The organism is Pseudonocardia nantongensis (assembly GCF_046546495.1).
GTDB classification, from domain to species: Bacteria; Actinomycetota; Actinomycetes; order Mycobacteriales; family Pseudonocardiaceae; genus Pseudonocardia; species Pseudonocardia nantongensis.
Genome location: NZ_JBKGXT010000006.1, coordinates 103,060 through 126,780, shown reverse-complemented (window position 1 = coordinate 126,780; position 23,721 = coordinate 103,060). Strand labels below are relative to the sequence as shown.

Here is a 23,721-nt window from a genome sequence, read left to right as displayed (position 1 = left end):
CTCCAGCCCGGCGGCCGGCGGCAGCGCGACCGGCGCCGGGGCGACCGGGCCGGTGCCGTCGTCCGGCGGGCCGCTCGTCCGGCGCCGGACCGGACGGCTGCTCGGCGGCGTCGCGGGCGGCCTGGCCGACCACCTCGGCGTCGACGTGCGGTGGGTGCGCGCGGCGTTCGTCGTCCTCACGTTCCTCGCCTGGGCCGGAGTGCTCGCCTACGCGTTGCTGTGGATCTTCGTGCGGCAGGAGAGCACCGGGGTCGAGCGGACCCTGAGCCGCTCCGAGCGGCTGCAGGCCGCGGGCCTGCTCACGATCGGTGTCGGGCTCTCCCTGGTCGCGACGACGTCGGACTCGACCGTGCTCGGCTGGATCGCCGGGCCGCTGGGGCTGGCCACGATCGGCGCCGCCGTCGTCTGGCGGGAGGCGGACGAGGCGCAGCGCCGCCGGTGGGCCCACGACGCCCGGACCCGGGTCGTCGGCGGGCGGACGGCGCTGGTCCGGACCGTGCTGGGCACCGGGCTGGTCGCGGTCGGGGTAGGGGCCTTCCTGCTCGGCAACCTGGATCTCGGGCAGGTCCGGTTCGGCCTGCTGGCGGCGCTCGCGACGTTGCTCGGGGTGGCCGTGCTGACCGTGCCCTGGTGGGTGCGGCTGGCCCGCGACCTCGGCGAGGAGCGGCGCGCCCGGGCGGTCGAGGCGGAGCGGATGGAGATCGCCGCACACCTGCACGACTCGGTGCTGCAGACCCTCGCGCTGATCCAGCGACAGGCCGGCGACACCCGCGAGGTGGCACGGCTGGCCCGCGGTCAGGAGCGCGAGCTGCGGTCCTGGCTCTACGGGCCGGGTGGCCGGGCCACCGGCGAGGACGGGACCGGCACCGGTGACGGCACCGACACGACGCTGTCGGCGGCGCTGACCCGCGCCGCAGCCGAGGTGGAGGACACCTACGCGGTCGCCGTCGGCCCGGTCCTGGTCGGCGACGCCGGGCTGGATTCCGACCTGCGGGCCCTGGTGCTGGCCGCGCGGGAGGCGATGGTGAACGCGGCCAAGCACGCCGGGGTGGCCGAGGTGGACGTCTACGCCGAGGTGGAAACCGGCGACGCGGACGGCCCGGGCATCGCGGAGGTGTTCGTGCGGGATCGTGGGCGCGGGTTCGACCCGGATGCGGTCGGTGACGACCGGCACGGCCTCGCCGACTCGGTCCACGAACGGATGCGCCGGCACGGCGGTAGCGTCCGGTTGCGGACCGGGCCCGGCGAGGGCACGGAGGTGCGGCTGTCGATGCCGCTGGCTGGGGAGGGGACGCCATGACCGACGGCGGGACGGACACCGGGAGCGACTCCGGCACGGACACCGGGACGGTGCGGGTGTACCTGGTGGACGACCACGCACTGTTCCGATCCGGGGTACGGGCCGAGCTGGACCGCGGGGACGGCCGGGAGCCGGTGATCGAGGTGATCGGTGAGGCCGGGTCGGTGGACGAGGCGGTGGCCGGGGTCGGGCACCTGCGTCCGGACGTCGTCCTGCTCGACGTGCATCTACCCGGCGGCGGTGGGGCCGAGGTGCTGCGGCTGACCCGGGCGGCCGGCACGGAGTCGGTGTTCCTGGCGTTGTCGGTCTCCGACGCCGCCGAGGACGTGATCAGCGTGATCCGGTCCGGTGCCCGCGGCTACGTCACGAAGACGATCTCCGGCCGGGACCTGACCGACGCGGTGCGCCGGGTCCGGGTCGGCGACGCGGTGTTCTCCCCGCGGCTGGCCGGCTTCGTGCTGGACGCGTTCTCCGACCGGCCGGGTGCGGCGCCGCCGGTGGATCCGGAGGTCGACCAGCTGACCAGGCGGGAGCGGGATGTGCTGCGGTTGCTGGCCCGCGGCTACGCCTACAAGGAGATCGCCGGGGAGCTGTTCATCTCGGTGAAGACGGTGGAGACACACGTGTCGAGCGTCCTGCGCAAGACGCAGACGTCGAACCGGCACGAGCTGTCCCGCTGGGCCACCGACCGGAGGCTCGTGTAGGTCGCGCGGCGACCAGCACATGAGAGACCCCGCGAGCTGGACAGCGGATGCGACACCCGCCCCTGGCGCGGTGCCGGTGATCGCCACATGGGGAGCGAATGCGACCTCACAGGTCGCCCGCACTCCACAGGCGTGGATCAATCCGGGGACATCGGGTTCCCCGCATCATGGTCAACGGAGCACCGGTGCTGTCGAAGGGAGCCTGGGCTCAGGGGGTCGTGTTGTCCCGTTGACCATGGAAAGCGTCGACGACGGGGGTCGTATGCGGTGTGCAGACCGGTCATCGACCTCGTCGGCCCGTCCACTTGCCGGTCGCTCTGAAGGTCGCGCAGCGACCGGAGCGAGCGCCGCCCCCGTACCCGGGATCGGGTGCGGGGCCGTCGTCGTCGCCGGGTCAGTTGCCGCCGAGCAGGGAACCGGTGGCATCCGTGACGCCACCCAGGGCACCGCCGACCGGCTCGGTGACCGAGTTCAGCGTCTTGCCGACCGGCTTCGTGACGGCCTGCAGCGGCTGCGTCTCGTCGGACGAGGAGCCCGAGGAACCCGACGAGTCCGACGAACCGGACCGGTCCGACCGGTCCGAGGAACTCGACGAGCCGGAGCCGTCCGACGAGTCCGACCCGTCCGAGGAGCCCGAGTCGTTCGAGGAGCCCGAGCGCTTCGCAGAGGTGTCCAGCAGCGAGGTCACCGGCTCGGCGGCCTTCAGCACCGGGCCGGTCAGCGGTTCGGTGCCCTTCAGCACCGGCTCGGTGACCGGCGACAGGGCGCCGAGCGCCGGTGTCGTCACCGGTTCCAGGGTGTCCGTGACCGGCTCGGTGACCGGCTGCAGCGCACTGGTGAGCGGACGGACACCGTCGGTGACGGGGGTCACCGCGCCACCGACGGTGTCGCCGACGGGGGCGGTCGCCCGGGCGACCGGGCTGACGGCGCCGCCCACGACACCACCGACCGGACGCGCGGTCTCGGTGACGTCCTGCACCGGCCCGGTGCTGGTCCCGCCGGACGACGGGCCGGCCGCGGTGACCGGGTCCAGGATGTTGCCCGCGGGAGAGCGCTCCGGGTTGTTCAGGGCCTGCACCGGGGCCAGCCCACCGACCGCCGATCCGGTGCCGGTCGGCCCGGAGGCCGCCGGGGAGGCCGCGTCGTCCCCGGCGGAGGGCGACGTGACCCGCTGGGCGGGGACGGCCGCCGCGGCACCGGAGGCGGTGCCGCCGGACACGGCGCGCAGGGTGCCGGCCGCCGAGCTCGGCGCCTCGGCGGACTGCTGCTGCGGGAACGCGACGCTCATCCAGTTGCTCGCGCCGGGCGCCGTCGGCGGCAGCTCGCCGAGCTGCGAGCTGAGGGCGACGTTGGTCGGCAGGTACTGGTCGGGCAGCGGCTCCGGAGCACCGGCCGCGGGCAGCCCGACCCCCGGGAACAGCCCGTCGGCGGCGGCCTGGGCGTCGGAGTCCTGGGAGGACGCCCCGTTGTAGATGGCGGCACCGAACACCGAACCGGCCGCGACCAGGACACCGGCGACGGCGCCGGCCCGGCGGCGGCCGGTCGCCGGCCGTACCGGCCACTGCTGGGCGTCGGCGGCACCGGCCCCGGTGCGCGGCTGCGGGAGCTCGATGTCCGGCCAGCCCCCGGCCGCGCCTGCGGCAGCGACGTCAGTGGGCGGGAGCTCGGCGTCCGCGCGGCCCTCGCGGCGCATCAGGTCACCGACGGACAGGACCGGCCCGGTGATCGGCCCGGCGCTCCCGTGCCGGGCCGCGCCGCGGTCCTCCGCGGCGGCGGTGTTCCGGGCGAGCAGCTCGGCGACGCTCACGGCGTCAGGACGTCCGGTTCCCGTGGTGCCGGGGAGCGGGGAACCGGCGGGTGGTTCGGTCACGGCCGCACGTCCTCCTTCTGGTCGTTTCGACCCGGGAAGATGTACCGGAACTCGCGCAGATCCCCAAGGGGTCACCCTCCGCTCGTCGCAGGTCACTCGAACGGGTGTTTTCCGTTCGACGGGCGTACCCGACCGCTCGGCTGCCTCGTTGATACGGCAGGCAACCGCTCCGTCACCGGGTCGACGCCGTTTCCGCAGGTGGTTCGCCGGTGTCCGGTCACAGCCGGGAACGGTGTGTGAATCGCCGAGCGGTCGTCACCCGGGGTGACCTGTGCGACACCGGGGCGTGCCCCGGGGCTCCGGTCAGCTGCTGCCGAGTCGGCCGCGGCCCAGTCGCAACAGCATCATCGCGAGCTCCCGGCCCTCCGGGCCGAGCTCGGCGAACCGGTCCAGCACCGCCATCTCCCGGCTGTACACGATCCGCGGTCCGCCGGCGGCCATCCGCGCGGCGCCGATCTGCCGGGACACCTCGGTGCGCCGCAGGATCGCGTCCAGGATCTCGTGGTCCAGCCGGTCGATCTCGGTGCGGAGCCGGTCGATCTCGTTACCGGTGCTCGTTCCGCCTGCGCTCGCGGCCTCGATGCCGGCGTCGGCGCCGGTCGGGACGCTGCCCGCGGGGGTGCTGGTCGGTCCGGTCACGCTCGGTTCGGTCACGGTCACGGTCTCCTCATCTCGGTCGTGTGGTGATGCGGTGGAGCCGGCAGGGCCGGGCCCGTGGACCGAGGACATGCGAAACGCCCCGGGTCCGCGGACTCCGGGGCGTGCTGGTCGGGGCTGCGCTCAGCGGGTGGGCGCGGCGTTCGCAGCGGGTGCCGGAATCCGGGACCCGTTACGAAATCGCCTGGCGTGGTGCACCCGGCCAGTCTGGCACAGACCGGGCCACCGCGTCGGGCACTTCCCCCGCCCGGACGGGACCGTCGGTGCCCGGCGGTACCGTGTTCGACACGATGAGTGCGCTGTTCGAACTCCCCGACGCCGGGCCAGGAGTGGGCACTGTGCCCGAGCCCCGGACCTCCCGCGGCCGCGAGCTGCTGGAGGGCCTCAACGACCGTCAGCGGGAGGCCGTCACCCATGCGGGTTCCCCGCTGCTCATCGTCGCCGGCGCCGGGTCGGGCAAGACGCGCGTGCTGACCCACCGGATCGGCTGGCTGCTGGCCGAGCGCGGGGCGCATCCCGGCGAGATCATGTCGATCACCTTCACGAACAAGGCCGCGGCCGAGATGAAGGAGCGGGTGGACGGGCTGGTCGGCCGGCGGTCCGGCCCGATGTGGGTGTCCACGTTTCACTCCATGTGCGTGCGGATCCTGCGCCGGGAGGCCAAGCACCTGGGCGTCCGCAGCGCGTTCTCGGTGTACGACGCCGACGACACCCGCCGGCTGGTCGCGATCGTCGGGCGGGACCTGGAGCTGGACCCGAAGAAGTTCGCCCCGCGGGCGCTGGCCGCGCAGATCTCGAACCTGAAGAACGAGCTGCACTCGCCGGAGGACGCGTCCGACCGCGCCGCGACCGAGCACGAGCGCCGGGTGGCCGAGGTCTACCGCGTCTACCAGGAGCGGCTGCGTCAGGCGAACGCGTTCGACTTCGACGACCTGATCATGGAGACGGTCTCGCTGCTGGACCGGATGCCGGCCGTCGCGGAGTACTACCGGCGGCGGTTCCGGCACGTGCTGGTCGACGAGTACCAGGACACCAACCACGCCCAGTACGAGCTGGTCCGCCAGCTGGTGCTGCCGGCGACGGCGAAGGCCGCTCCGGCCGAGCTGTGCGTGGTCGGCGACTCCGACCAGTCGATCTACGCGTTCCGCGGCGCGAGCATCCGCAACATCGTGGAGTTCGAGCAGGACTTCCCGGACGCGCGCACCATCCTGCTCGAGCAGAACTACCGCTCCAGCCAGACGATCCTGTCCGCCGCGAACCGGGTGATCGCCCGGAACCCGGAGCGCCGGGACAAGCGACTGTGGTCCGACGCGGGGGACGGCGAGCAGCTCGTCGGCTACGTCGCCGACAACGAGCACGACGAGGCGTCGTTCGTCGCCCGCGAGATCGACCGGCTGGTGGACTCCGGCGAGTACCGCAACTCCGACATCGCGGTGTTCTACCGGACAAACAACCAGTCCCGGGTGTTCGAGGACGTGTTCCTGCGCGTCGGCATGCCCTACCGGGTGGTCGGCGGGGTCCGGTTCTACGAGCGCCGGGAGATCCGGGACGCACTGGCGTACCTGCGGGTGCTGTCCAACCCGGAGGACACGGTCAGCCTGCGCCGGATCCTCAACGTGCCCAAGCGCGGCATCGGGGACCGGGCGGAGGCGGTCGTCGCCGAGCACGCCGAGCGGGAGCGGACGTCGTTCTCCCAGGCGCTGCGGACCGCCGCCGAGGATCCGGGACGGCTGCCCGCGCTGGCCACCCGCTCGCAGCGCAACATCGCCGGATTCGTCCGGATGCTCGACGAGCTGGGCGAACTGGTCGAGCGCGGGGACGACACCGCCGAGATCCTGGAGGCTGTCTACGCCCGCACCGGCTACCTGGAGGAGCTGCAGGCCTCCGAGGACCCGCAGGACGGGACCCGGATGGACAACCTGGCCGAGCTGGTCACGGTGGCCCGCGAGTTCGCCGGCGACGCCGCGGTGGCCGACCTGTCCGCGCTCAGCACCGACCCCGATGCCGGGGGGCCCGCGATCGGCGGCGGCCCGGCACCGGCCGAGGAGCCCGAGCCGGATGGGGCTCCCGTCGGCGACGACGACCTCGAGGCGGGTGTCCCCGAGCCCGGGTCGCTGGCCGCCTTCCTGGAGCGGGTCGCGCTGGTCGCGGACGCCGACTCGATCCCGGACGACGACTCCGGCCTGGTCACCATGATGACCCTGCACACCGCCAAGGGCCTGGAGTTCCCGGTGGTGTTCCTGACCGGCTGGGAGGACGGGATCTTCCCGCACCTGCGCGCCCTCGGGGACCCGAAGGAGCTCGCCGAGGAGCGCCGGCTGGCCTACGTGGGCATCACCCGGGCCCGGCAGCGGCTCTACCTGTCCCGGGCGGTCGTGCGCTCGGCGTTCGGGCAGCCGAGCACCAACCCGGCGTCGCGGTTCCTGGACGAGGTGCCGACGGACCTCGTCGAGTGGCGGCGCACCGAGGAGCAGCTGGTCGCCGAACGACCGTCGGCACCGGTCGGACGGTTCGGGTTCGGCCGCTCGGGCGGGCGGGACGCGGGCCGCCTCACCGACCGCGGGGACTGGAAGGTGCCCGAGCGGTCGCTGAACAACCAGTCGCTGCAGCTCGACGTCGGCGACAAGGTCAACCACGACAAGTACGGCCTGGGCACGGTGGTCGCCGCGGACGGAACCGGGCCGCGGGCCACGGTGACGATCGACTTCGGCAGCGGGGGGACGGTCCGGCTGATGCTGATCGGCGGCGTGCCGATGCAGAAGCTGTAGCGAGCGGTCCGGTCGAGCGGCGCGGCCGGCCGGATCAGTCGTCGTCGTCGCTGTCGTCCGGTGGGTCGGCCGCCGCCTCGGCACGGGTGACGATGTCGGTGCTGCCGAAGGCACCGTCGACGTCGACGGTCACCTCCCGGGCGCCCGTACCGCTGCAGGCGGACGCGCACTCGGTGGAACCGAAGATCTTCCATCCGGTCGCGCCGACCCGGGCGTCATCGGGCACGACGACCGTGACGCTGCCGAAGAGCACCCCGACGTCCACCCGGTCGGTGTCCTCGGCGACGCCGATCGTGCGGCTGCCGAAGATCACGGTCCCGTCGTCGCCGGCGAGCAGGTGCGACCCGCCCCAGAGCGCGGCGCCTGCCAGCAGGACGGTGCCGATCGCCGAGCCGGCGGTGCGGGCCCAGTCGGCCGCGACCTCGCCCGCGCGGGACCGTGCGGTGACCTCGCCGGTCCCGGCGACCGCGGTCGTCGTACCGTCCGGTGGCAGGTCGGCGGTGAGCGGGACGAGATCGTCGCGGGTGCGCGCGGCCCACGCGCGGGCGGACCGTTCCTCGTACTCCTCGAGGCTGAGCCGACCCTCGCCGTGCGCGCGTTGCAACCGGGCGTCGACCACCCGACGCTCCTCGTCACCGGCTCGGATGCCCCCGTCGTCCGCCACCGGGTCAGTCTGGCCGGGTCGACCCCGGCGGCGGAACCCGGTCCCGGTCGCCGTCGGCGCTCGTCAGTTCTGGGTATTCCGTTGCCGTCGCGGCCCACGGGTCCTGTGCTCGCGGCCCGGCCGTGGGCACGCTTGCCCGGCGTGGCCCGCCGGCCGTGCGCCGTGCCGACCGAGACGAGGGCCCCGTGACACCGATAGAGATCATCCTGCTGCTGACGATGTGCGGGTACGCGATCTACCGGCAGACCCGGCAACACGAGATCGTCGGTTTCAGCCGCTACAAGCTGGCGATCATCTACGGGATCGTCGGCCTGGCGGTGGGCGGGTTCTCCCGGCCCGACGGCGTCGCGGAGTGGGTCCTGCTGCTCACCGGCATCCTGCTGAGCGTCGTCGTGGGCCTCGCCCGGGGCCGGCTGACCCGGATCTGGCGCGCCGACGACGGCCGGGTGTACTCACGCGGGACCCCGCTGACGATCGGCCTGTTCCTGGGCCTGGTCGCGGTCAAGTTCGGGATGGGCACGGCCGCCTACTTCGCCGGGATCAGCGACGACGGCGGCTTCGGCGAGGTGCTGTTGATGATCGCGGTGATGGTGGCGTTCCAGGCGGAGATCGTGTGGCGGCGCGGCAGGACCCTCGGCGCTCCCGCGTCGGGCTCCCGGCCTCCGGTCTCGGCCTGAACCCGGCCCGGGCTCAGGCGTCCTGGCCGTCGGTGAGGTGGGTGACGTCGAGCCCGCGTTCGATCAGCCACGGCAGCGGGTTGGTCTTCGTGCCGTCCTGCTCCCAGATCTCCAGGTGCAGGTGCGGCCCGGTGGACTGGCCGCGGTTGCCGACCTCGGCGATCTCGTCGCCGGCCTTGACCTCCTGGCCTGCCTCGACGAGCGCACGGTTGATGTGGCCGTACACCGAGCTGGTGCCGTCGGTGTGCTTGAGCACCACCCACATGCCGAACCCGCTGGCCGGTCCGGCCTTCTCGACCACGCCGTCGGTGAGGGCGTAGATCGGGGTGCCGATCGGGGCGGCCAGGTCGATGCCCTTGTGCTGCACGCCCCAGCGGGCCCCGAAGCCGGAGGTGAACCGGCCCTTGGCGGGCATCACGAGCGGCTCGCCCTCGTACATGACCGCCTTCGGGGCGCCGTGCGACATCGCGGTCGAGAGCGCCGACTTCGCCTCCGCGGCCTGCTCGCCGAGCCGGGCGGCCTTGGTGAGGCTGGCGACGTCGACCTTCGCGGTGTCGGCGAGGTCGGGCACCGAGCCCGTCGCCCCGGACACCTCCGACGTCCCGGACGAACCGGCCGACGCGAGCTGCTCGCCGCCGATCGCGGACGTGCTCGCGGGGGCGGTCGTGTCGGCCCGGACGTCGGTCACCGGCAGCATCGCCGAGGCGGCGAGACGGGTGTAGGAGTCCTCGACGGTCGCGGCGCCGGACAGGCCGGGGACACCGAGGGCGCCGGCGACCGTCTGGCCGGCCGCGACGAGGGCGCCGCCGGCGGCGGCCGCGACGGTCACGCGGGTGCGCGAAACCATCGGCGGGAGCGCCGGGAGCCGGTGGCCGCTCGCGGGGGCCGCACCGCCGGGGGTCGGTGCGGGCCGGAGCTCCGGTCCTATGGCGCCGCTGGGGGAGCGGTGGCGCGCCAAGACCTGCCCTTCTGGTCTTCTGGTCGCCGCGAGCCGTTCGGCGGTGATCGTCGGAGTGGGGGCTCCGCCGGGGGAGGGCGCCGTTCGGGGCTGGCGCCGATCACCGTGATCGGTCCGTGACGTGGACCCGGCGACGTTAACCCGGGAGTAGCAACCGGGCAACGGTGGGCCGCCGGTCGGGTGCAGGCGGTCCCCGATCGTCGGCGGCCGGTCGAGTGGACACGCTCGAGGGTGACCGGTGGGGTCGCCCGGTTGCTCGCGGCCGGTCGACCGTCGTCAGGAGGTCGGGGTGCCGCGCTCGGCGGAACGGCGCGCGTTCGTGGCCGTCCCCACTGCGCGGGAGGTCGTCCCGGTGGCACTCGCGGGCGGTCCGGTCGGGTGGCGACGTCGTCAGGACCGGGCGGTAAGCTACGTCACAGGGTCGCTGCCCGGGGTGCGTACCGACCGGAGCCGGGTCCCGTTCGTACGGGGCATCCGGCCCGAATCCGGGCCGGGCGCCGACCGGAGGGGTGACAGCAGTCACCAGCCCAGGTCAGGACCGGTGCGACGGGCGTGGCTAGGCTCCCCGACGCAGCACGACCGACGCCCGCGACGGCTGCCGCCCGCTGGTGCGGGGCGCGCCCCCGCAAGCCGGGTGGCCGCGCCGGTCGCGGCGAGAGCGAAGTGGAGCGGGAGAGCCGAGTGGACCTGTACGAGTACCAGGCGAAGGACCTCTTCGCCGCGCACGGAGTCCCGGTGCTGCCGGGCAGGACCGTGGACAGCGCGGACGGCGCGAAGGCGGCTGCCGCCGAGCTGGGCACCGCGGTCGTGGTCAAGGCCCAGGTCAAGACCGGTGGGCGCGGCAAGGCCGGCGGCGTGAAGCTGGCCCAGGGTGCCGACGAGGCCAAGGAGAAGGCCGAGGCGATCCTCGGGCTGGACATCAAGGGCCACACCGTCCACCAGGTGCTGGTGACCGAGGCCAGCGACATCTCCGAGGAGTACTACTTCTCGTTCCTGCTGGACCGGTCGAACCGCACCTTCCTGGCCATGTGCTCGGCCGAGGGCGGCATGGAGATCGAGGAGCTGGCCGTGGAGCGCCCGGAGGCGCTGGCGCGGATCGCGATCGACCCGATCGCCGGCGTCGACAAGGCGAAGGCCGACGAGATCGTCGCCGCGGGCAAGCTCCCGGCCGCGGTCGCCGACGAGGCCGCGAACGTCATCGTGAAGCTGTGGGAGACCTTCGTCGCCGAGGACGCGACCCTGGTCGAGATCAACCCGCTGGTCCGGGACCCGCAGGACAAGGTGATCGCCCTCGACGGCAAGGTCACCCTGGACGAGAACGCCGACTTCCGGCACCCGGCACACGCCGAGCTGGTCGACGAGCGCACCGAGAACCCGCTCGAGGCGAAGGCCAAGTCCAAGGGCCTGAACTACGTCAAGCTCGACGGCGGTCAGGTCGGCATCATCGGCAACGGCGCCGGCCTGGTCATGTCGACCCTGGACGTCGTCGCCTACGCCGGTGAGGCCCAGGGCGGTGTGAAGCCGGCGAACTTCCTCGACATCGGCGGCGGCGCGTCGGCTCAGGTCATGGCCGACGGGCTGGACGTCATCCTCGGCGACGACGAGGTGAAGAGCGTCTTCGTCAACGTCTTCGGCGGCATCACCGCCTGCGACGCGGTGGCCACCGGCATCGTCGAGGCGCTGAAGATCCTCGGCGGCGACGCCACCAAGCCGCTGGTCGTCCGGCTGGACGGCAACAACGTCGAGGAGGGGCGCAAGATCCTCGACGACGCGAACCACCCGCTGGTCACGCAGGTGGGCACCATGGACGACGCGGCCGCCAAGGCCGCCGAGCTCGCCGCGGGGGCCTGAACAGAATGTCTATCTTCCTCACCGAGAACAGCAAGGTCATCGTCCAGGGCATCACCGGCGGCGAGGGCACCAAGCACGCCACCAAGATGATCGCCTCCGGGACGAACATCGTGGGCGGTGTGAACGCCCGTAAGGCCGGCACGACGGTGAACATCGCCGATCAGGACATCACCGTGTTCGGCACGGTCGAGGAGGCGATGAAGGAGACCGGGGCGGACGTCTCGGTGATCTTCGTCCCGCCGAAGTTCGCCAAGGACGCCGTGATCGAGGCGGTGGACGCCGAGATCGGCCTCGCCGTCGTCATCACCGAGGGCATCCCGGTGCACGACGCGGCGTACTTCTGGGCGCACGCCTCGGCGAAGGGCAACAGGACCCGGATCATCGGGCCGAACTGCCCCGGCATCATCTCGCCCGGCAAGTCGAACGCGGGCATCATCCCGGCGAACATCGCCGGCCCGGGCAAGGTCGGCCTGGTGTCGAAGTCCGGCACGCTGACCTACCAGATGATGTTCGAGCTGCGCGAGTTCGGCTTCTCCACCGCCATCGGCATCGGCGGCGACCCGGTCATCGGCACCACCCACATCGACGCGCTGGCCGCGTTCGAGGCGGACCCGGAGACCGAGGCCATCGTGATGATCGGTGAGATCGGTGGCGACGCCGAGGAGCGCGCCGCGGACTTCATCAAGGCCAACATGACGAAGCCGGTCTGCGGCTACGTCGCCGGTTTCACCGCGCCGGAGGGCAAGACGATGGGCCACGCCGGCGCCATCGTGTCCGGTTCCGCCGGTACCGCGCAGGCGAAGAAGGAGGCCCTCGAGGCCGCCGGGGTCAAGGTCGGCAAGACGCCGTCCGAGACCGCAACGCTGGTGAAGGAGATCCTCTCCGCGAAGTAGTCGCGGACGATCCTCCGAGCACGGACACGCGCGGGCCCCGGGAACTCTCCCGGGGCCCGCGCGTTCTGCTGGGGGGAGGCGCTCGTGCGACACGGACGGGTGTCACCCGCCGGTGCCGGTCAGCGTCCGTCCCATGGGCTAGCGTGCGACACCGAGGTCCTGTTGCCGACCGCCGCGACCGGTCGCGGCCCCGCGGGAGATGTGTCCGACATGACGAGCAACCAGCCGGAATCCGGTGGGGCCGACCGGGCGGTCGCGGCCCCGGCCGGACCGGCCCGGACCGCGATCCTCGCCGGTGCGGTGGCGGCGCTGCTGGCCTACCTCTGCGGGTTCTTCGTCGGCGCCGGTGGCGTCGCGTCCCTGTGGATCCCGCTGACCCTGCTCGTCGGCGGCGGGGTGTGCGGCCTGCTGTCGTTGCTGCCCGGTACCGGTCGGATCCTCGTGGCCGGCACCGCGCTGGCCGGGACCGGCTTCCTGGTCTCGATCCTGACCGTGACGGGCGCGTCGCCGGGTGCGGTCGGCTGGGTCGCCGTGGCACTCGGACTGCTCGCCGCGTGCGGGCTCGGCTACGCCCAGGCGCTGGTCAGCGGCGTCGTCACGGCGCCCGCGCCGCGGCCGAAGCGGGCTCAGCCCGCCGCTCCCGAGCAGCAGTGGGGGACGCCGGGCCTGCCCGGCCACCCCGGCGGGTACGGCGGTCGGCCTGGCTACGGCGCCCCCGGTCAGGCTGCCGGACAGCAGGGGTACCCGCCCTACGGGCAGGCCCCCTACGGTCCGCCCGGGTACGGCGCCCCCTACGGCCACGGCGGCTATCCGGCCGCGGGGCAGCCCGCCGAGGCGGCTGCCGCCCAGCCCGGTCCAGCTCAGTCCATCCCGGCCCAGTCCGGTCAACCCCAGGCCGGCGATCCGGCCTACGGGGGGCACGGCGGTTACCCCGGCGCGCCGGCCGCGCAGGGCGGCGGTGCGCTCTCCGGCGTCGTGCACGGCGGCTGGTCGGGCCAGCCGGGGCAGCCCGCTCAGCCGGGCCAGTCCGCGCAGCCGGGTCAGCACGATCCGGCAGGGCAGTCCGCTCAGCAGGCACAGTTCGGCCAGCAGGCACAGTTCGCCCAGCCGGGCCAGTACGGCCAGGCGGGTCAGGCCGCTCAGCCGGGGCAGTTCGGCCAGGCGGGGCAGCCCGAGCAGGCGGGCCAGGCTGCTCAGCCGGACCAGCACGCCCAGCCGAGCCAGTCGGCCCAGCCAGGTCAGCCGGGCCAGTCCGCCCCGGCCGGTCAGTCCGATCAGGCAAGCCGGCCGGGGCAGCCCGCCCAGGCCGGGCCGTCGGCGTCGGGCTGGGGTGCTCCGTCGGCGTCCGCGCCGCCCGCGGCCGGTTCGTCGGCGTACGGCGCGCAGCCCGGCAGCGGGCAGCCGGGCGCGGGGAACGAGGCACAGGGGACGGCGTCCCGGTCCGCGGCGTCGTGGGCGCCGCAGCCTGTGGCCGGTACGCCCTCGCCGGGCGGTGACCCGGCGGCGGCTCCCGACACCGAGGCGTCCACCGGCGAGCAGCCCGTCACGCCCCCGCCGACCCGGCCCTCCACGGGCAACGGCGGCGCGGACCGGCAGTCCGGAGCGAGCACCGAAGAGACGACTCGGGCGATCCGGACCGACGGCGACGCGTCCCGTTCCTGACCGATCGGCCGGGCGTACCGCCGACTGTCCGGAGCCGGGCCGCTGTCCCGAGTGCTGCTCGGGACCCGGCCGGGTGCTCGGAGGCTGCGTGTCCGTGCCGGTGTGAGGTGTGGCCCCGGCGTGCCTGCGACCCGCCGCCCTCCCGCGCTGCGACCCTGATCGAGTGAGCAGTAGCCCTTCCCGACCCGAACGCGGCCGGAACGCGACCCGGTCCCGGCGGTCCGCGTCCGGCCGGCCGGAGCGTCCCCGCCGGAGCGGGCCGGACGGGACGGCGTCGCCGGGCCGTCCGGGTGCCGCCACCGCCGTCCGGGAACGGTCGGCGCCCGGGGAGCGGCGCCGGGACGGCGACGGCCTCGACCGCCTGCGCATCCTGCTCGCCGCGACGATGGGCGCAGTGCTGCTCGGCTACACCATGCTCGTCCCGGTGGCCGCGCTCGTGGCGCTGAGCGGTGCCGCGCCGGTCACGGCGGACGGCGCGCTGGCCACGGCGGTCCCGATGTGGCTGGCCGCGCACCAGATCCCGATCGCCCTCGACGGCCGTCCCCTCGGCGTGCTGCCGCTGCTGCCGACCCTGATCGTGGTCGCCCTGGTGGCGACGGCGTCGAGCTGGGCCGTGCGCCGGCTCGGCGGGCGGGTCCGGCACGACGCCGGCGCCGTCGTCGCCACCCAGGCCGGGGCCGCGGCGGCCGTCGCGGTGCTGGCCGGTGCGCTGCTGCCGAAGGAGATGGCGGTGACCGCGCCGTGGGCGTCCCTGCTCGGGGCCGGAGTGATCGGCGGCGGCGCCGCGGGGATCGGCGTGCTGCGGGCCTGCGGCCTCCCCGCCGCGTGGCGACGGGTGCTGGCCGGCTGGCCCGGCGCGGCGCTCGCCGCGGTCCGGGTGGCCGTGACCGGGCTCGTGCTCGTCGCGGCCCTGGTGCTGCTGGGCGGGCTGGTGCTGAACGTCACCTCGGTGGCCGCCGCCGCCGGACACCTCGGCCCGGGGCCCGGCGCCGGTTTCGGGGTGTTGCTGCTCACCCTCGGGTACCTGCCGAACGCCCTCGTCGGGGCGCTGTCCTGGGCGCTCGGCGCGGGCGTGTCGCTGGGGGCGGCGACGTCCGGGCCGTTGCTCGCCGAGCCGGGACCGCTCCCGTCGTTCCCGCTGGTGGCGACGCTGCCGGTGACGGCGGTCCCACCGGGGGCGCCGCTGGTCCTGCTGCTCCCGCTCGCGGTCGGTGTGCTGGCCGGGATCGCCTGCCGGCGAGCGTTGCCGGCCGGCACCCCGCTGCCCGGCCGGCTCGCCGCACCGGTGACGGCCGCGATCGTCGTCGCCACCGGGGCGGCGCTGCTCGCGACCGTGACCGGCGGCCCGCTCGCCGGGGGCCCCTACGACCCGGTCTCGCTGCACGGCGGTGCGGTGTTCGGCGCAGCCCTGCTGCTGGTCGGGCTGCCCCTGCTCGGCGTCTGTGCCGGTCCGGAGGCGGCCCGGTACCTGCCGGTCGGCGGAGGCCCGGCGGGACTCCGGCCCGGCCGGGACGCCGACGCCGGCCGTCGGCCGTCCGCCGCGGACCGGGCGCGGGCCGCCCGCGCCGACCGGGCGGCCCGGCCTGCGCCGCCGACCGTCGGGGACCTGGTCGAGCGGCGCCGCACCTCGGGCGGCGCGAGCAGCCGCCAGGAGTCGTCCGACCCCGACCCCGACCCCGACCGCGAACGCGACGACTCCGCCGAGCCCGACCCCCACGAGTGATCACCGGCTGTGGAGCGCGGCATCCGCCACGCGAACGTCGCGCTCCACAGCCGGTGATCACGTGACCTCGGCGACCGGACCGGCCGAACGACCGGCAGCCACCGCGTCTACGCTGGTCACCGGTAGGAGCGGCCGTCCGGCGGCCGAACGACGCGGTGTCGAGGGGATGCGGTGGCCGACGAGCAGGCGGGAGCCGGCGACCGTGCCGACTACCGGGTTCTCGTCCTCCTCTCCGGGGGCGGCACCCTGCTGCAGGCCCTGATCGACGGCTCGGCGGACTCTGCGTGGTCCGGGTTCCGGCTCGTCGCCGTGGGGGCCGACCGGCCCGGCGCGGCCGGGCTGGACCGGGCCCGCGCAGCCGGGCTCCCGACGTTCGTCGAACGGCTGGCCGACCACCCCGACCGGGACACCTGGAACGCGGCGCTGGCCCGCTCCGTCGTCGCGCACCGGCCGCACCTGGTGGTCGGGGCGGGCTTCATGAAGCTCGTCGCACCGGCCTTCCTGGACGCGATCGGATGCCGGATGCTGAACACGCACCCGGCTCTGCTGCCGGCGTTCCCCGGTGCGCACGCGGTGCGGGACGCGCTCGAGGTCGGGGTGGACGTCACCGGGGTGACCGTGCACGAGGTGGACGCGGGTCTGGACACCGGCCCGGTGCTCGCACAGGCGGAGGTCCCGGTCCGGAGCGGGGACACCGAGGCCGGCCTGCACGAGCGGATCAAGACCGAGGAACGACGGCTGCTGGTCGGGGTGGTACGGGATCTGGCCGCCACCGCCGGGAGCGGCCGGGAACCGACGAGGTGAGTCATGAGTGAGCGCAGGCCGGTCCGCCGGGCCCTGATCAGCGTGTACGACAAGTCCGGTCTGCTCGACCTGGCCACCGGTCTGCACGCGGCCGGAGTGGAGATCGTCTCGACCGGATCGACCGCGCAGCGGATCGCCGACGCCGGTGTCCCGGTGACCCCGGTCGAGGAGGTCACCGGATTCCCGGAGTGCTTCGACGGCCGGGTCAAGACCCTGCACCCGCGGGTGCACGCCGGGTTGCTCGCCGACACCCGCAAGCCGGAGCACGTCGTGCAGCTGGAGCAGCTGAACATCGCGCCGTTCGACCTGCTGGTGTCCAACCTGTACCCGTTCGCCGAGACCGTGGCGTCCGGCGCGAGCCGGGACGAGGCCGTCGAGCAGATCGACATCGGCGGCCCTGCGATGGTGCGGGCGTCGGCGAAGAACCACGAGAGCGTGGCGGTCGTCGTGCAGCCGGCCCGCTACGAGTGGGTTCTGGAGCAGGTCGGCGCGGGCGGGTTCGAGGTCGACGACCGGCGCCGGCTGGCCGCGGACGCGTTCCGGCACACCGCCGCCTACGACGTCTCGGTCGCCACCTGGATGGGCGAGCAGTTCCCGGCCGCGGAGGAGACCGCGACACCGGAGTGGTTCGGCGCCACCTGGACCCGCGAGCGCGCGCTGCGCTACGGAGAGAACCCGCACCAGGCCGCCGCGCTCTACACCGACGGTCTTGCCGCGGGCCTGGCCGGTGCCGAGCAGCTGCACGGCAAGGAGATGTCCTACAACAACTTCGTCGACGCCGACGCCGCCTGGCGCGCCGCGCACGACCACGGGGACACCCCGACCGTCGCGGTGATCAAGCACGCGAACCCGTGCGGGATCGCGGTCGGCGCGGACGTCGCCGAGGCACACCGCAAGGCGCACGCCACCGACCCGGTGTCCGCGTTCGGCGGCGTGATCGCGGTCAACGGCGAGGTGTCGGTCGAGCTGGCAGAGCAGGTCGCGGAGATCTTCACCGAGGTCGTCGTCGCCCCGTCCTACGCCGACGGTGCGCTGGAGGCGCTGCAGCGCAAGAAGAACGTCCGGGTTCTGCGCATTCCGGGCGAGGTCACCCGGGGCGGCACCGAGCTGCGGCCGATCTCCGGCGGCCTGCTCGCCCAGCGGCGCGACCTGGTCGACGCCGACGGCGACGACCCGGCCGGCTGGAAGCTCGTCACCGGTGACCCGGTGTCGCCGGAGACCCTCGCCGACCTCGCCTTCGCCTGGCGGGCCTGCCGTGCGGTGAAATCCAACGCGATCCTGCTCGCGCACGACGGTGCCGCGGTCGGCGTCGGGATGGGCCAGGTCAACCGGGTGGACGCGGCGAAGCTGGCCGTCGAGCGTGCCGGTGACCGGGCGCGCGGCACGGTGGCCGCCTCGGACGCGTTCTTCCCGTTCCCGGACGGCCTGGAGGTACTGCTCGCCGCGGGCGTCGCCGCCGTCGTCCAGCCGGGCGGGTCGGTTCGTGACGACCAGGTGATCGCCGCCTGCGCCCAGGCCGGCATCCCGATGTACCTGACCGGGACCCGGCACTTCGCGCACTGACCTCTCCCGCTGATCCGTCCCGGCCCGGGCCGCCACCAGGTGGTCCGGGCCGTGTCGTGTCCGGGGCGTGTTCGGCGCTCTCGCACCGGGCCCTCCGGCGGCCCGCATCCCTGCGCCGGTCGAGCCGGGCGCCTCCATCGGTCCGCCGTTTGTGCAGGTCACGGGCCGGCACGGGTTCGTTGTCGGAGGTCCGTGCCATGGTCGTTCCGGTCGCTCCACCGGATCCCCCGATCGGGGGCTGCGGCGGGGGCGATCCCGGCTCTATGATTCGAACGTCAGTTCGAGTTGCGTCGCCTTCCCCGCGGCGTGCCGGGCAGGTTCCGGCCGGTCGTCCGATCGGTCGCGGTGCGGCAGGGGAGGTTTCGGATGGTCGGGACTGCGGTCGGCGCGTCGACGGTCGGTGGTCCGGTGTCCGGTGAGCCGGCGCAGAGAGATCGGGCGCAGCGGGATCCGGCGCAGCGGGATCCGGTGGGGGGCGATCCGGCAGCCGGGGATCCGTGGTCGGTGGGGGCCGACCCGGAGGAACCGGACGAGCCGGCCGGTCCGGTGGTCGGGGCCGGTGCACGGTGCACGGAGGCGGACGGGGAGCCCGTCCCCGCGCACCGCGCCGGTTCCGGAGCCGGGGCGCGGGCCGGGCTCGCCGGGCCCCGCGCCCCCGTGGGCGGGCGGGAGCCGCTGCACGGGGGCCGGGGCCCGGTCGGGGGGACCGCCGCCGGCGGGGACACGGCGGCCGACCGGCTGGCCCGGGCCCGCCGGGTGCTGCACCGGGTGGAGGGCCGGGCGGACAGCGAGCGGGCCCGGCCGGAGCCGGGGATGGACGGGGCGCTGCTCCCGGTCCCCGGCCCGCTCACCGAGCTGCTGCCCGGCGGCGGGCTCCGCCGTGGATCGACGGTCGCCGTGACGACCGGTGCCGGTGCCGGATCGCTGCTGTTCGCCCTGCTCGCGGCGGCGTCCGCCGAGGGAGCCTGGGCCGGGGTCGTCGGGCGGCCGGGACTGGGGACGACGGCCGCGGCCGAGGCCGGGGTCCGGCTGGATCGGCTGGCGCTGGTCCCGGATCCGGGCACGGACCTGGTCCCGGTCACCGCGGCGTTGCTGGACGGGCTCGACCTGGTCGTCGTCGCCGGACCGGACCGGGCGGGGCTGCGAGCCGCCGACCGGCAGCGGCTCGCGGCCCGGGCCCGCCAACGCGGGGCGGTGCTGCTGGCGCTGGGGTCCTGGCCGGGTGCCGACGTGCGCCTGCAGTGCGTCCGGGCGCACTGGGAGGGGACGGCCTCCGGCGCGGGGCGGCTGCGGGCCCGGCGGGTCGAGGTGCGCGCCCACGGCCGCGGCACCGGCCCGGCCGGGCGGGCCGTCGAGGTGTTGCTGCCCGGCCCGGCCGGGGCGGTCGGCGCGCTCCCGACCACCGCGCTCCCGGACGCCGGGCTCCCGGACGCCGGGCTCCCGGACGCCGGGCTCCCGGACGCCGGGCTCCCGGACGCCGGGTTCCCGGCCGCGGTGTTCTCCGGAGGTGCGGTGTCCTCCGCAGGTGCGGGCCGGAGTGGATCGGCCGTTCCGGGCGACCCGGCGGGCCGGCGGGCCGTACGGGCAGCCGGGTGAGCGGCCGGGGGAGCCGTGCGGCCGGGCTGCACCGGGCCTCGGTGACCGGTCCGGAGGCGTCCTGGCCCGGGTCCGGTGCCGCGCGCCGCCCGGGCGCCGGTCCCGAGGTGAGTGCCCCGTCCCGGGCGTCCGCCGAGCCCGCCGGCGGGGACCCCGGGCCCGGTCGCGGCCGGCACGAGCCGTCGGCGACGGACCAGCGGGTGCTGGCCGTGTGGTCGCCCGACTGGCCGGTCACTGCGGCGGCCCGGGCCGCGCACGTCCCGGCGCACCGCCCGGCCGCGGTGTTCCACGCGAACCGGGTACTGGCCTGCTCGGCCACCGCCCGCCGGCAGGGGGTGCGGCGCGGGTTGCGCCGCCGGGAGGCGCAGGCCCGCTGCCCGGAGCTGGCCGTGCTGGCCCCGGACCAGGGGCGGGACGCGCGACTGTTCGAGCCGGTGGCGGCCGCGGTCGAGGAGCTGGCGCCCGGCGTCGAGGTGGTCCGGCCCGGGTTGCTGGTGCTGTCCGCGCGCGGGCCGGTCGGCTGGTTCGGTGGCGAGCGGGCGGCCGTCGAGCGGCTGATCGACCAGGTGGCGCTGCGCGCGGCCACCGAGTGCCAGATCGGCGTCGCCGACGGGATGTTCGCCGCCGAGCTCGCCGCCCGCCGCGGCCGCGGGGTGCCGTCCGGCGGTTCGGCGGAGTTCCTGGCCCCGATGGAGGTGTCCGAGCTGGACCGGGACCCGGACGTGGACCGGTCCGGTCTGGTCGACCTGCTGCGCCGGCTCGGGCTGCGCTCGCTCGGCGCGTTCGCGGCCCTGCCCGAGGCCGACGTCGCCTCCCGGTTCGGGGCGGACGCGGTCGCCGCGCACCGGCTGGCCCGCGGCCTGGACCCGCGCCCTCCGGCGCGACGGGTCCCGCCGGAGGAGCTGTCCGCCGCGGTCGAGCTGGACCCTCCGGTCGACCGGGTGGATGCGGCCGCGTTCGCCGCCCGCGGGCTGGCCGCGACACTGCACGAGGCGCTCGCCGGCCACGGCCTGGCCTGCACCCGGATCGGCGTGCACGCACGCACCGCGGACGGTCGGGAGCTGATGCGGATCTGGCGGTGTGCCGAGCCGCTCGGCCCCGCGGGAACGGTCGACCGGGTGCGCTGGCAACTGGACTCCTGGCTCGCGTGCGGCGGCTCGGGTGCGCTGGTCGCGCTGCGGCTCACCCCCGAGGACACGGTGGTGGCGGGCGCGCTGCAGCGGGGCCTGTGGGGCGACGTCGGCGAGGCCGACGAGCGGGCCGGCCGGGCGCTCGTCCGGGTGCAGGCGTTGCTGGGGCCGGAGGCGGTGTTCACCCCGGTCCCGGCGGGCGGGCGGGACCCGGCGGAGCGGGTGCGGCTGGTGCCGTGGGGCGAGGAACGGGAGCTCGACCCGACCGCGGCACCGCCGGTCCCACCCGGCGACGTGCCGGCGTTCGGGGCGACCCCCGGCGTGCCGGGACGTTCCGCCGGCGAGGGCCCCGGGGCCGCGGTGGGTCCCCCGGCCCCGGGGGCCCCGGATCCGGGCGGCGGGTGCCCTCCGGCCGGGGCCGCCACCGCGTCGCGACCGGGGGGCCGCCGCGCCGGGAGGACGACCACGGCGGCCGGAGCCGGCGCAGCGGCTCGCGCGGATCGGCGGGTGCCGAAGGACCCGCCGGCATCCTGGCCCGGACGGTTGCCCGCCCCGTCTCCGGCCGTCGTCCCGCCCGCCCCGGTGCCGGTGCAGCTGCTCGGCCCGGACGGCACCGAGCTCCGCCCCGCGGCCCCGGACCTGCTCGACGGCGTCCCGGCCCGGATCGCCGGCGGTGCGGGGCAGGACCGCGCGGTGACCGGATGGGCGGGGCCCTGGCCGGTGCATGCCCGCTGGTGGACACCGGACGGACCCGGCCCCGCGACCCGCCTGCAGGTCGTCCTCGAGGACGGGGCCGCCCTCCTGCTGAGCCACTGCGACGACCGCTGGACGGTGACCGGTGTCTACGACTGACACCCCGCCCACCCGCCCCGCTCGCGCCGGGTGGGCGGGGTCAGCGGGTCGGGACCCCCGTCAGGTCGACCGCGAACCGGCCGATCGCCGAGGCCATCGCCGTGGTGTTCCGGTCGAAGGCGGTCCGATCGATGTTGGTCATCCGGTCGCACGCCGTGTGGTAGCACGGGTCGTACGGCTGGCCAGCCGTGCCGCCCCAGGTCTGTGCCTGCTCCGGTGTCTTGACGCCCTCGGCGCCGGTGAACAGCCCGCCCGCCGGGATCCCGGCCTCGATGAACGGCCCGTAGTCGGAGCGGCCGTCGAAGTCGGTCCCCTCGGCGCGCACACCCGTCCCGGCCAGCGACTCCGCCAGCACCCGTTCGATCTCCCCGGAACCGGCCGGGCCCGGTCCGGCGCCCTCGTTGTCGGAGTCGTCCCCGTCGAGGGCCAGGTAGGCCGCGTTCGGCGAACCGACCATGTCGAAGTTCAGGTAGAGCGCGATCCGCCGCGCGTCCTCCGGGGACAGCGACTCGACGTACTTCGTCGCGCCGATCAGCCCGAGCTCCTCGGCGCCCCACCAGGCGAACCGGACCTGCTGGCCCGCCGGCGGCGCCGGGCCGAGCTTCAGCGCGGTCTCCAGCAGCGCGGCGCTGCCGCTGCCGTTGTCGTTGATCCCGGCACCCTCGGGCACCGAGTCGAGGTGCGCCCCTGCCATCACGGTCCGGTTCGGGTCGCCGGTGGTGGTCGTGGCCAGCACGTTGCGCGAGGCCTGCTGCTTCAGCGTGGTGTCGAGCAGCAGGGTGGCCTGCTGGCCGTCCTGCAGACCCTGCCCGACGGTCCGGGTCACCGCGGCGGAGGGCACCACGTCCGGCCACTCCCCGACGGTGCCGGGGAGCGCGGCGTCCTCGGTGTTGGTCACGATCATCGCCACCGCCCCGGCGGCGCCGGCGCGCTGCGCCTTCTGCCCGAACTCGCACGACCCCCGCTCGATGACGGCGATCGCCCCGCGCGGCATGCCGGCGTAGTCGCCGGCCTCGCAGCCCGGTGTCGGGTCCTGCGGGCTGCGCGGACGGACCGACAGCGGTGCGGTCAAACCACCCGGCGGGGTCGCCGGGGAGAAGCCGAGCACCTCGGTCGGCGTCGGCGTGCCTCCCACCGACAACCGGGCGTCACCCGGGGTGAACGTGCGGACCTGGAAGGTCGGGGTCTGCACGTCGTAGCCCGCATCGCGCAGCGCGCCCGCCACGTAGTCGACGCTCGCGTCGTACCCCGGGGTGCCGACCGCGCGGTTGCCGCCGTGGCGGTCGGCGATCCGTTCGAGCTCCTGCAGGTGCGCCAGCGCGGACTCGCCGGACACCGCGCCGGCGAGCCGCTGCGGGAGGCCGGGGTCCACACCGGGAGCCGGGCCTGCGGAGGTACCGGCCCCGTCGTCGGGGCCGACCGACGCGACGGCTCCCGGTTCCGCGGGCCGGTCGGCGCAGGCGGCGAGCGCGACCACCACGGCCCCGGTGGCGAGCAGCGCCACCAGCCGGTGCCCCGGCCGGCGTGTCCTGCGCTCGGCCCGTCCGCGGCGACCGGTCGCCGGTGTTCCTGTTGCCCGGGACCGCATCGCCCCACCCCCGTCGTCGGTCTCGTCGGCCGGTCCGTCGCGCGCCCGGGTGCGGTCCGGGAACGCCGAGCCAGCATCGGCCACGGGGTGTGCGCGTGCCGTGAACTCCCGGTATCCCACCCGGACGGGTGTCGCCGTACCGGCACCGGGCCGGGGTGGCACCGCGGGGCCCTGCCGCCGGATCCACGGCCGATCCACGGCCTCGTCTCAGCCGTTCCACAGGTTCGGTTGGTGAAGTGGGGATCGTCGACGGGAGACCCGCGAAGCGGGATCCCGGGACCCGAAGGTCGTCCGGGTGGCCCCGGGTGCCGGCGCTGGGGAGCAGCCGGTGTCCTGGAGGAGCCCGGTACCACCGTGCGGGGCCGGCCGGCGCTGGGGAGCAGCCGGCCGGGCCCCGCACGGAGCCCCGGAACTCGCATCCAGCGCGCGGTCGTCGCCATCCCTGGTGTTCGAACGTCTGT

The 23,721-nt window shown here is 75.4% G+C and carries 17 protein-coding genes; 12 read left to right on the top strand and 5 right to left on the bottom strand.

Annotated elements, in window-relative coordinates; genetic code table 11:
* The first annotated feature begins 52 nt into the window (after window positions 1-52).
* Both ACLFMI_RS08535 and ACLFMI_RS08530 read left to right on the top strand, forming a co-directional pair.
* Window positions 53-1,300, top strand: a complete 1,248-nt coding sequence (locus ACLFMI_RS08535) for an ATP-binding protein (protein WP_410947330.1) — start codon at window positions 53-55, stop codon at window positions 1,298-1,300.
* Window positions 1,297-2,004 (top strand): LuxR C-terminal-related transcriptional regulator, encoded by a 708-nt coding sequence (locus ACLFMI_RS08530; RefSeq protein ID WP_410947210.1) that lies wholly within the window; start codon window positions 1,297-1,299, stop codon window positions 2,002-2,004. The genes ACLFMI_RS08535 and ACLFMI_RS08530 overlap by 4 nt, the downstream gene beginning before the upstream one ends.
* Before the next feature lie 394 nt (window positions 2,005-2,398).
* Here ACLFMI_RS08530 and ACLFMI_RS08525 read toward each other — a convergent pair whose 3' ends face one another.
* Both ACLFMI_RS08525 and ACLFMI_RS08520 read right to left on the bottom strand, forming a co-directional pair.
* Complete coding sequence (locus ACLFMI_RS08525; RefSeq protein ID WP_410947209.1) at window positions 2,399-3,811, bottom strand: hypothetical protein; 1,413 nt, start codon at window positions 3,809-3,811, stop codon at window positions 2,399-2,401.
* 366 nt (window positions 3,812-4,177) lie between these two features.
* On the bottom strand, window positions 4,178-4,456 hold the full coding sequence (locus tag ACLFMI_RS08520; RefSeq protein WP_410947329.1) for a chorismate mutase: 279 nt from the start codon (window positions 4,454-4,456) through the stop codon (window positions 4,178-4,180).
* A gap of 365 nt (window positions 4,457-4,821) precedes the next feature.
* On the opposite strand from ACLFMI_RS08520, the gene ACLFMI_RS08515 reads away from it, so the two are divergent.
* Window positions 4,822-7,299 carry a UvrD-helicase domain-containing protein gene (locus tag ACLFMI_RS08515; RefSeq protein ID WP_410947208.1) on the top strand — a complete coding sequence of 826 codons (2,478 nt, stop codon included), beginning with the start codon at window positions 4,822-4,824 and terminating at the stop codon, window positions 7,297-7,299.
* A gap of 34 nt (window positions 7,300-7,333) precedes the next feature.
* On the opposite strand, the gene ACLFMI_RS08510 is transcribed toward ACLFMI_RS08515, so the two are convergent.
* A complete protein-coding gene (locus ACLFMI_RS08510) occupies window positions 7,334-7,963 on the bottom strand; it encodes a DUF1707 SHOCT-like domain-containing protein (RefSeq protein WP_410947207.1) in 630 nt (209 codons plus the stop codon).
* A 185-nt stretch (window positions 7,964-8,148) separates the two neighbouring features.
* Here ACLFMI_RS08510 and ACLFMI_RS08505 point away from each other — a divergent pair, with 185 nt between their 5' ends.
* Window positions 8,149-8,640, top strand: coding sequence for a hypothetical protein (locus tag ACLFMI_RS08505; protein WP_410947206.1), 492 nt, complete (start codon window positions 8,149-8,151; stop codon window positions 8,638-8,640).
* A 13-nt stretch (window positions 8,641-8,653) separates the two neighbouring features.
* Here ACLFMI_RS08505 and ACLFMI_RS08500 read toward each other — a convergent pair whose 3' ends face one another.
* Complete coding sequence (locus tag ACLFMI_RS08500; RefSeq protein ID WP_410947205.1) at window positions 8,654-9,487, bottom strand: M23 family metallopeptidase; 834 nt, start codon at window positions 9,485-9,487, stop codon at window positions 8,654-8,656.
* Between the two features lie 774 nt (window positions 9,488-10,261).
* Here ACLFMI_RS08500 and sucC point away from each other — a divergent pair.
* The 8 genes from sucC (at window position 10,262) to ACLFMI_RS08460 (ending at window position 21,672) form a co-directional block, all read left to right on the top strand.
* The gene (gene sucC, locus ACLFMI_RS08495; protein WP_410947204.1) at window positions 10,262-11,449 is read left to right on the top strand and encodes an ADP-forming succinate--CoA ligase subunit beta; all 1,188 of its coding nucleotides are present in this window, start codon (window positions 10,262-10,264) and stop codon (window positions 11,447-11,449) included.
* A 5-nt stretch (window positions 11,450-11,454) separates the two neighbouring features.
* Window positions 11,455-12,342 (top strand): succinate--CoA ligase subunit alpha, encoded by an 888-nt coding sequence (gene sucD / locus ACLFMI_RS08490; protein WP_410947203.1) that lies wholly within the window; start codon window positions 11,455-11,457, stop codon window positions 12,340-12,342.
* A gap of 210 nt (window positions 12,343-12,552) precedes the next feature.
* Complete coding sequence (locus tag ACLFMI_RS08485) at window positions 12,553-14,004, top strand: DUF5336 domain-containing protein (RefSeq protein WP_410947202.1); 1,452 nt, start codon at window positions 12,553-12,555, stop codon at window positions 14,002-14,004.
* Window positions 14,005-14,167: 163 nt separating this feature from the next.
* Window positions 14,168-15,727, top strand: a complete 1,560-nt coding sequence (locus tag ACLFMI_RS08480; RefSeq protein ID WP_410947201.1) for a cell division protein PerM — start codon at window positions 14,168-14,170, stop codon at window positions 15,725-15,727.
* Window positions 15,728-15,898: 171 nt separating this feature from the next.
* The gene (gene purN / locus ACLFMI_RS08475) at window positions 15,899-16,531 is read left to right on the top strand and encodes a phosphoribosylglycinamide formyltransferase (protein ID WP_410947200.1); all 633 of its coding nucleotides are present in this window, start codon (window positions 15,899-15,901) and stop codon (window positions 16,529-16,531) included.
* A 3-nt stretch (window positions 16,532-16,534) separates the two neighbouring features.
* Window positions 16,535-18,094 (top strand): bifunctional phosphoribosylaminoimidazolecarboxamide formyltransferase/IMP cyclohydrolase, encoded by a 1,560-nt coding sequence (purH, locus tag ACLFMI_RS08470; protein WP_410947199.1) that lies wholly within the window; start codon window positions 16,535-16,537, stop codon window positions 18,092-18,094.
* 504 nt (window positions 18,095-18,598) lie between these two features.
* Window positions 18,599-19,690 carry a hypothetical protein gene (locus ACLFMI_RS08465; protein WP_410947198.1) on the top strand — a complete coding sequence of 364 codons (1,092 nt, stop codon included), beginning with the start codon at window positions 18,599-18,601 and terminating at the stop codon, window positions 19,688-19,690.
* 200 nt (window positions 19,691-19,890) lie between these two features.
* The gene (locus tag ACLFMI_RS08460) at window positions 19,891-21,672 is read left to right on the top strand and encodes a DNA polymerase Y family protein (RefSeq protein WP_410947328.1); all 1,782 of its coding nucleotides are present in this window, start codon (window positions 19,891-19,893) and stop codon (window positions 21,670-21,672) included.
* A 40-nt stretch (window positions 21,673-21,712) separates the two neighbouring features.
* Here ACLFMI_RS08460 and ACLFMI_RS08455 read toward each other — a convergent pair whose 3' ends face one another.
* Entirely contained in the window at window positions 21,713-23,344 is a 1,632-nt protein-coding gene (locus tag ACLFMI_RS08455) for a M28 family metallopeptidase (protein ID WP_410947197.1), read from the bottom strand.
* Window positions 23,345-23,721 lie beyond the last annotated feature (377 nt).

What these genes read in the sequence shown, in the direction of transcription:
- ACLFMI_RS08530 (WP_410947210.1), top strand. Translation starts at nt 1,297, where the DNA reads ATGACCGACGGCGGGACGGACACCGGGAGCGACTCCGGCACGGACACC.
- ACLFMI_RS08515 (WP_410947208.1), top strand. Translation starts at nt 4,822, where the DNA reads ATGAGTGCGCTGTTCGAACTCCCCGACGCCGGGCCAGGAGTGGGCACT.
- ACLFMI_RS08500 (WP_410947205.1), bottom strand. Translation starts at nt 9,487, where the DNA reads ATGGTTTCGCGCACCCGCGTGACCGTCGCGGCCGCCGCCGGCGGCGCC.
- sucD (WP_410947203.1), top strand. Translation starts at nt 11,455, where the DNA reads ATGTCTATCTTCCTCACCGAGAACAGCAAGGTCATCGTCCAGGGCATC.
- ACLFMI_RS08485 (WP_410947202.1), top strand. Translation starts at nt 12,553, where the DNA reads ATGACGAGCAACCAGCCGGAATCCGGTGGGGCCGACCGGGCGGTCGCG.
- purH (WP_410947199.1), top strand. Translation starts at nt 16,535, where the DNA reads ATGAGTGAGCGCAGGCCGGTCCGCCGGGCCCTGATCAGCGTGTACGAC.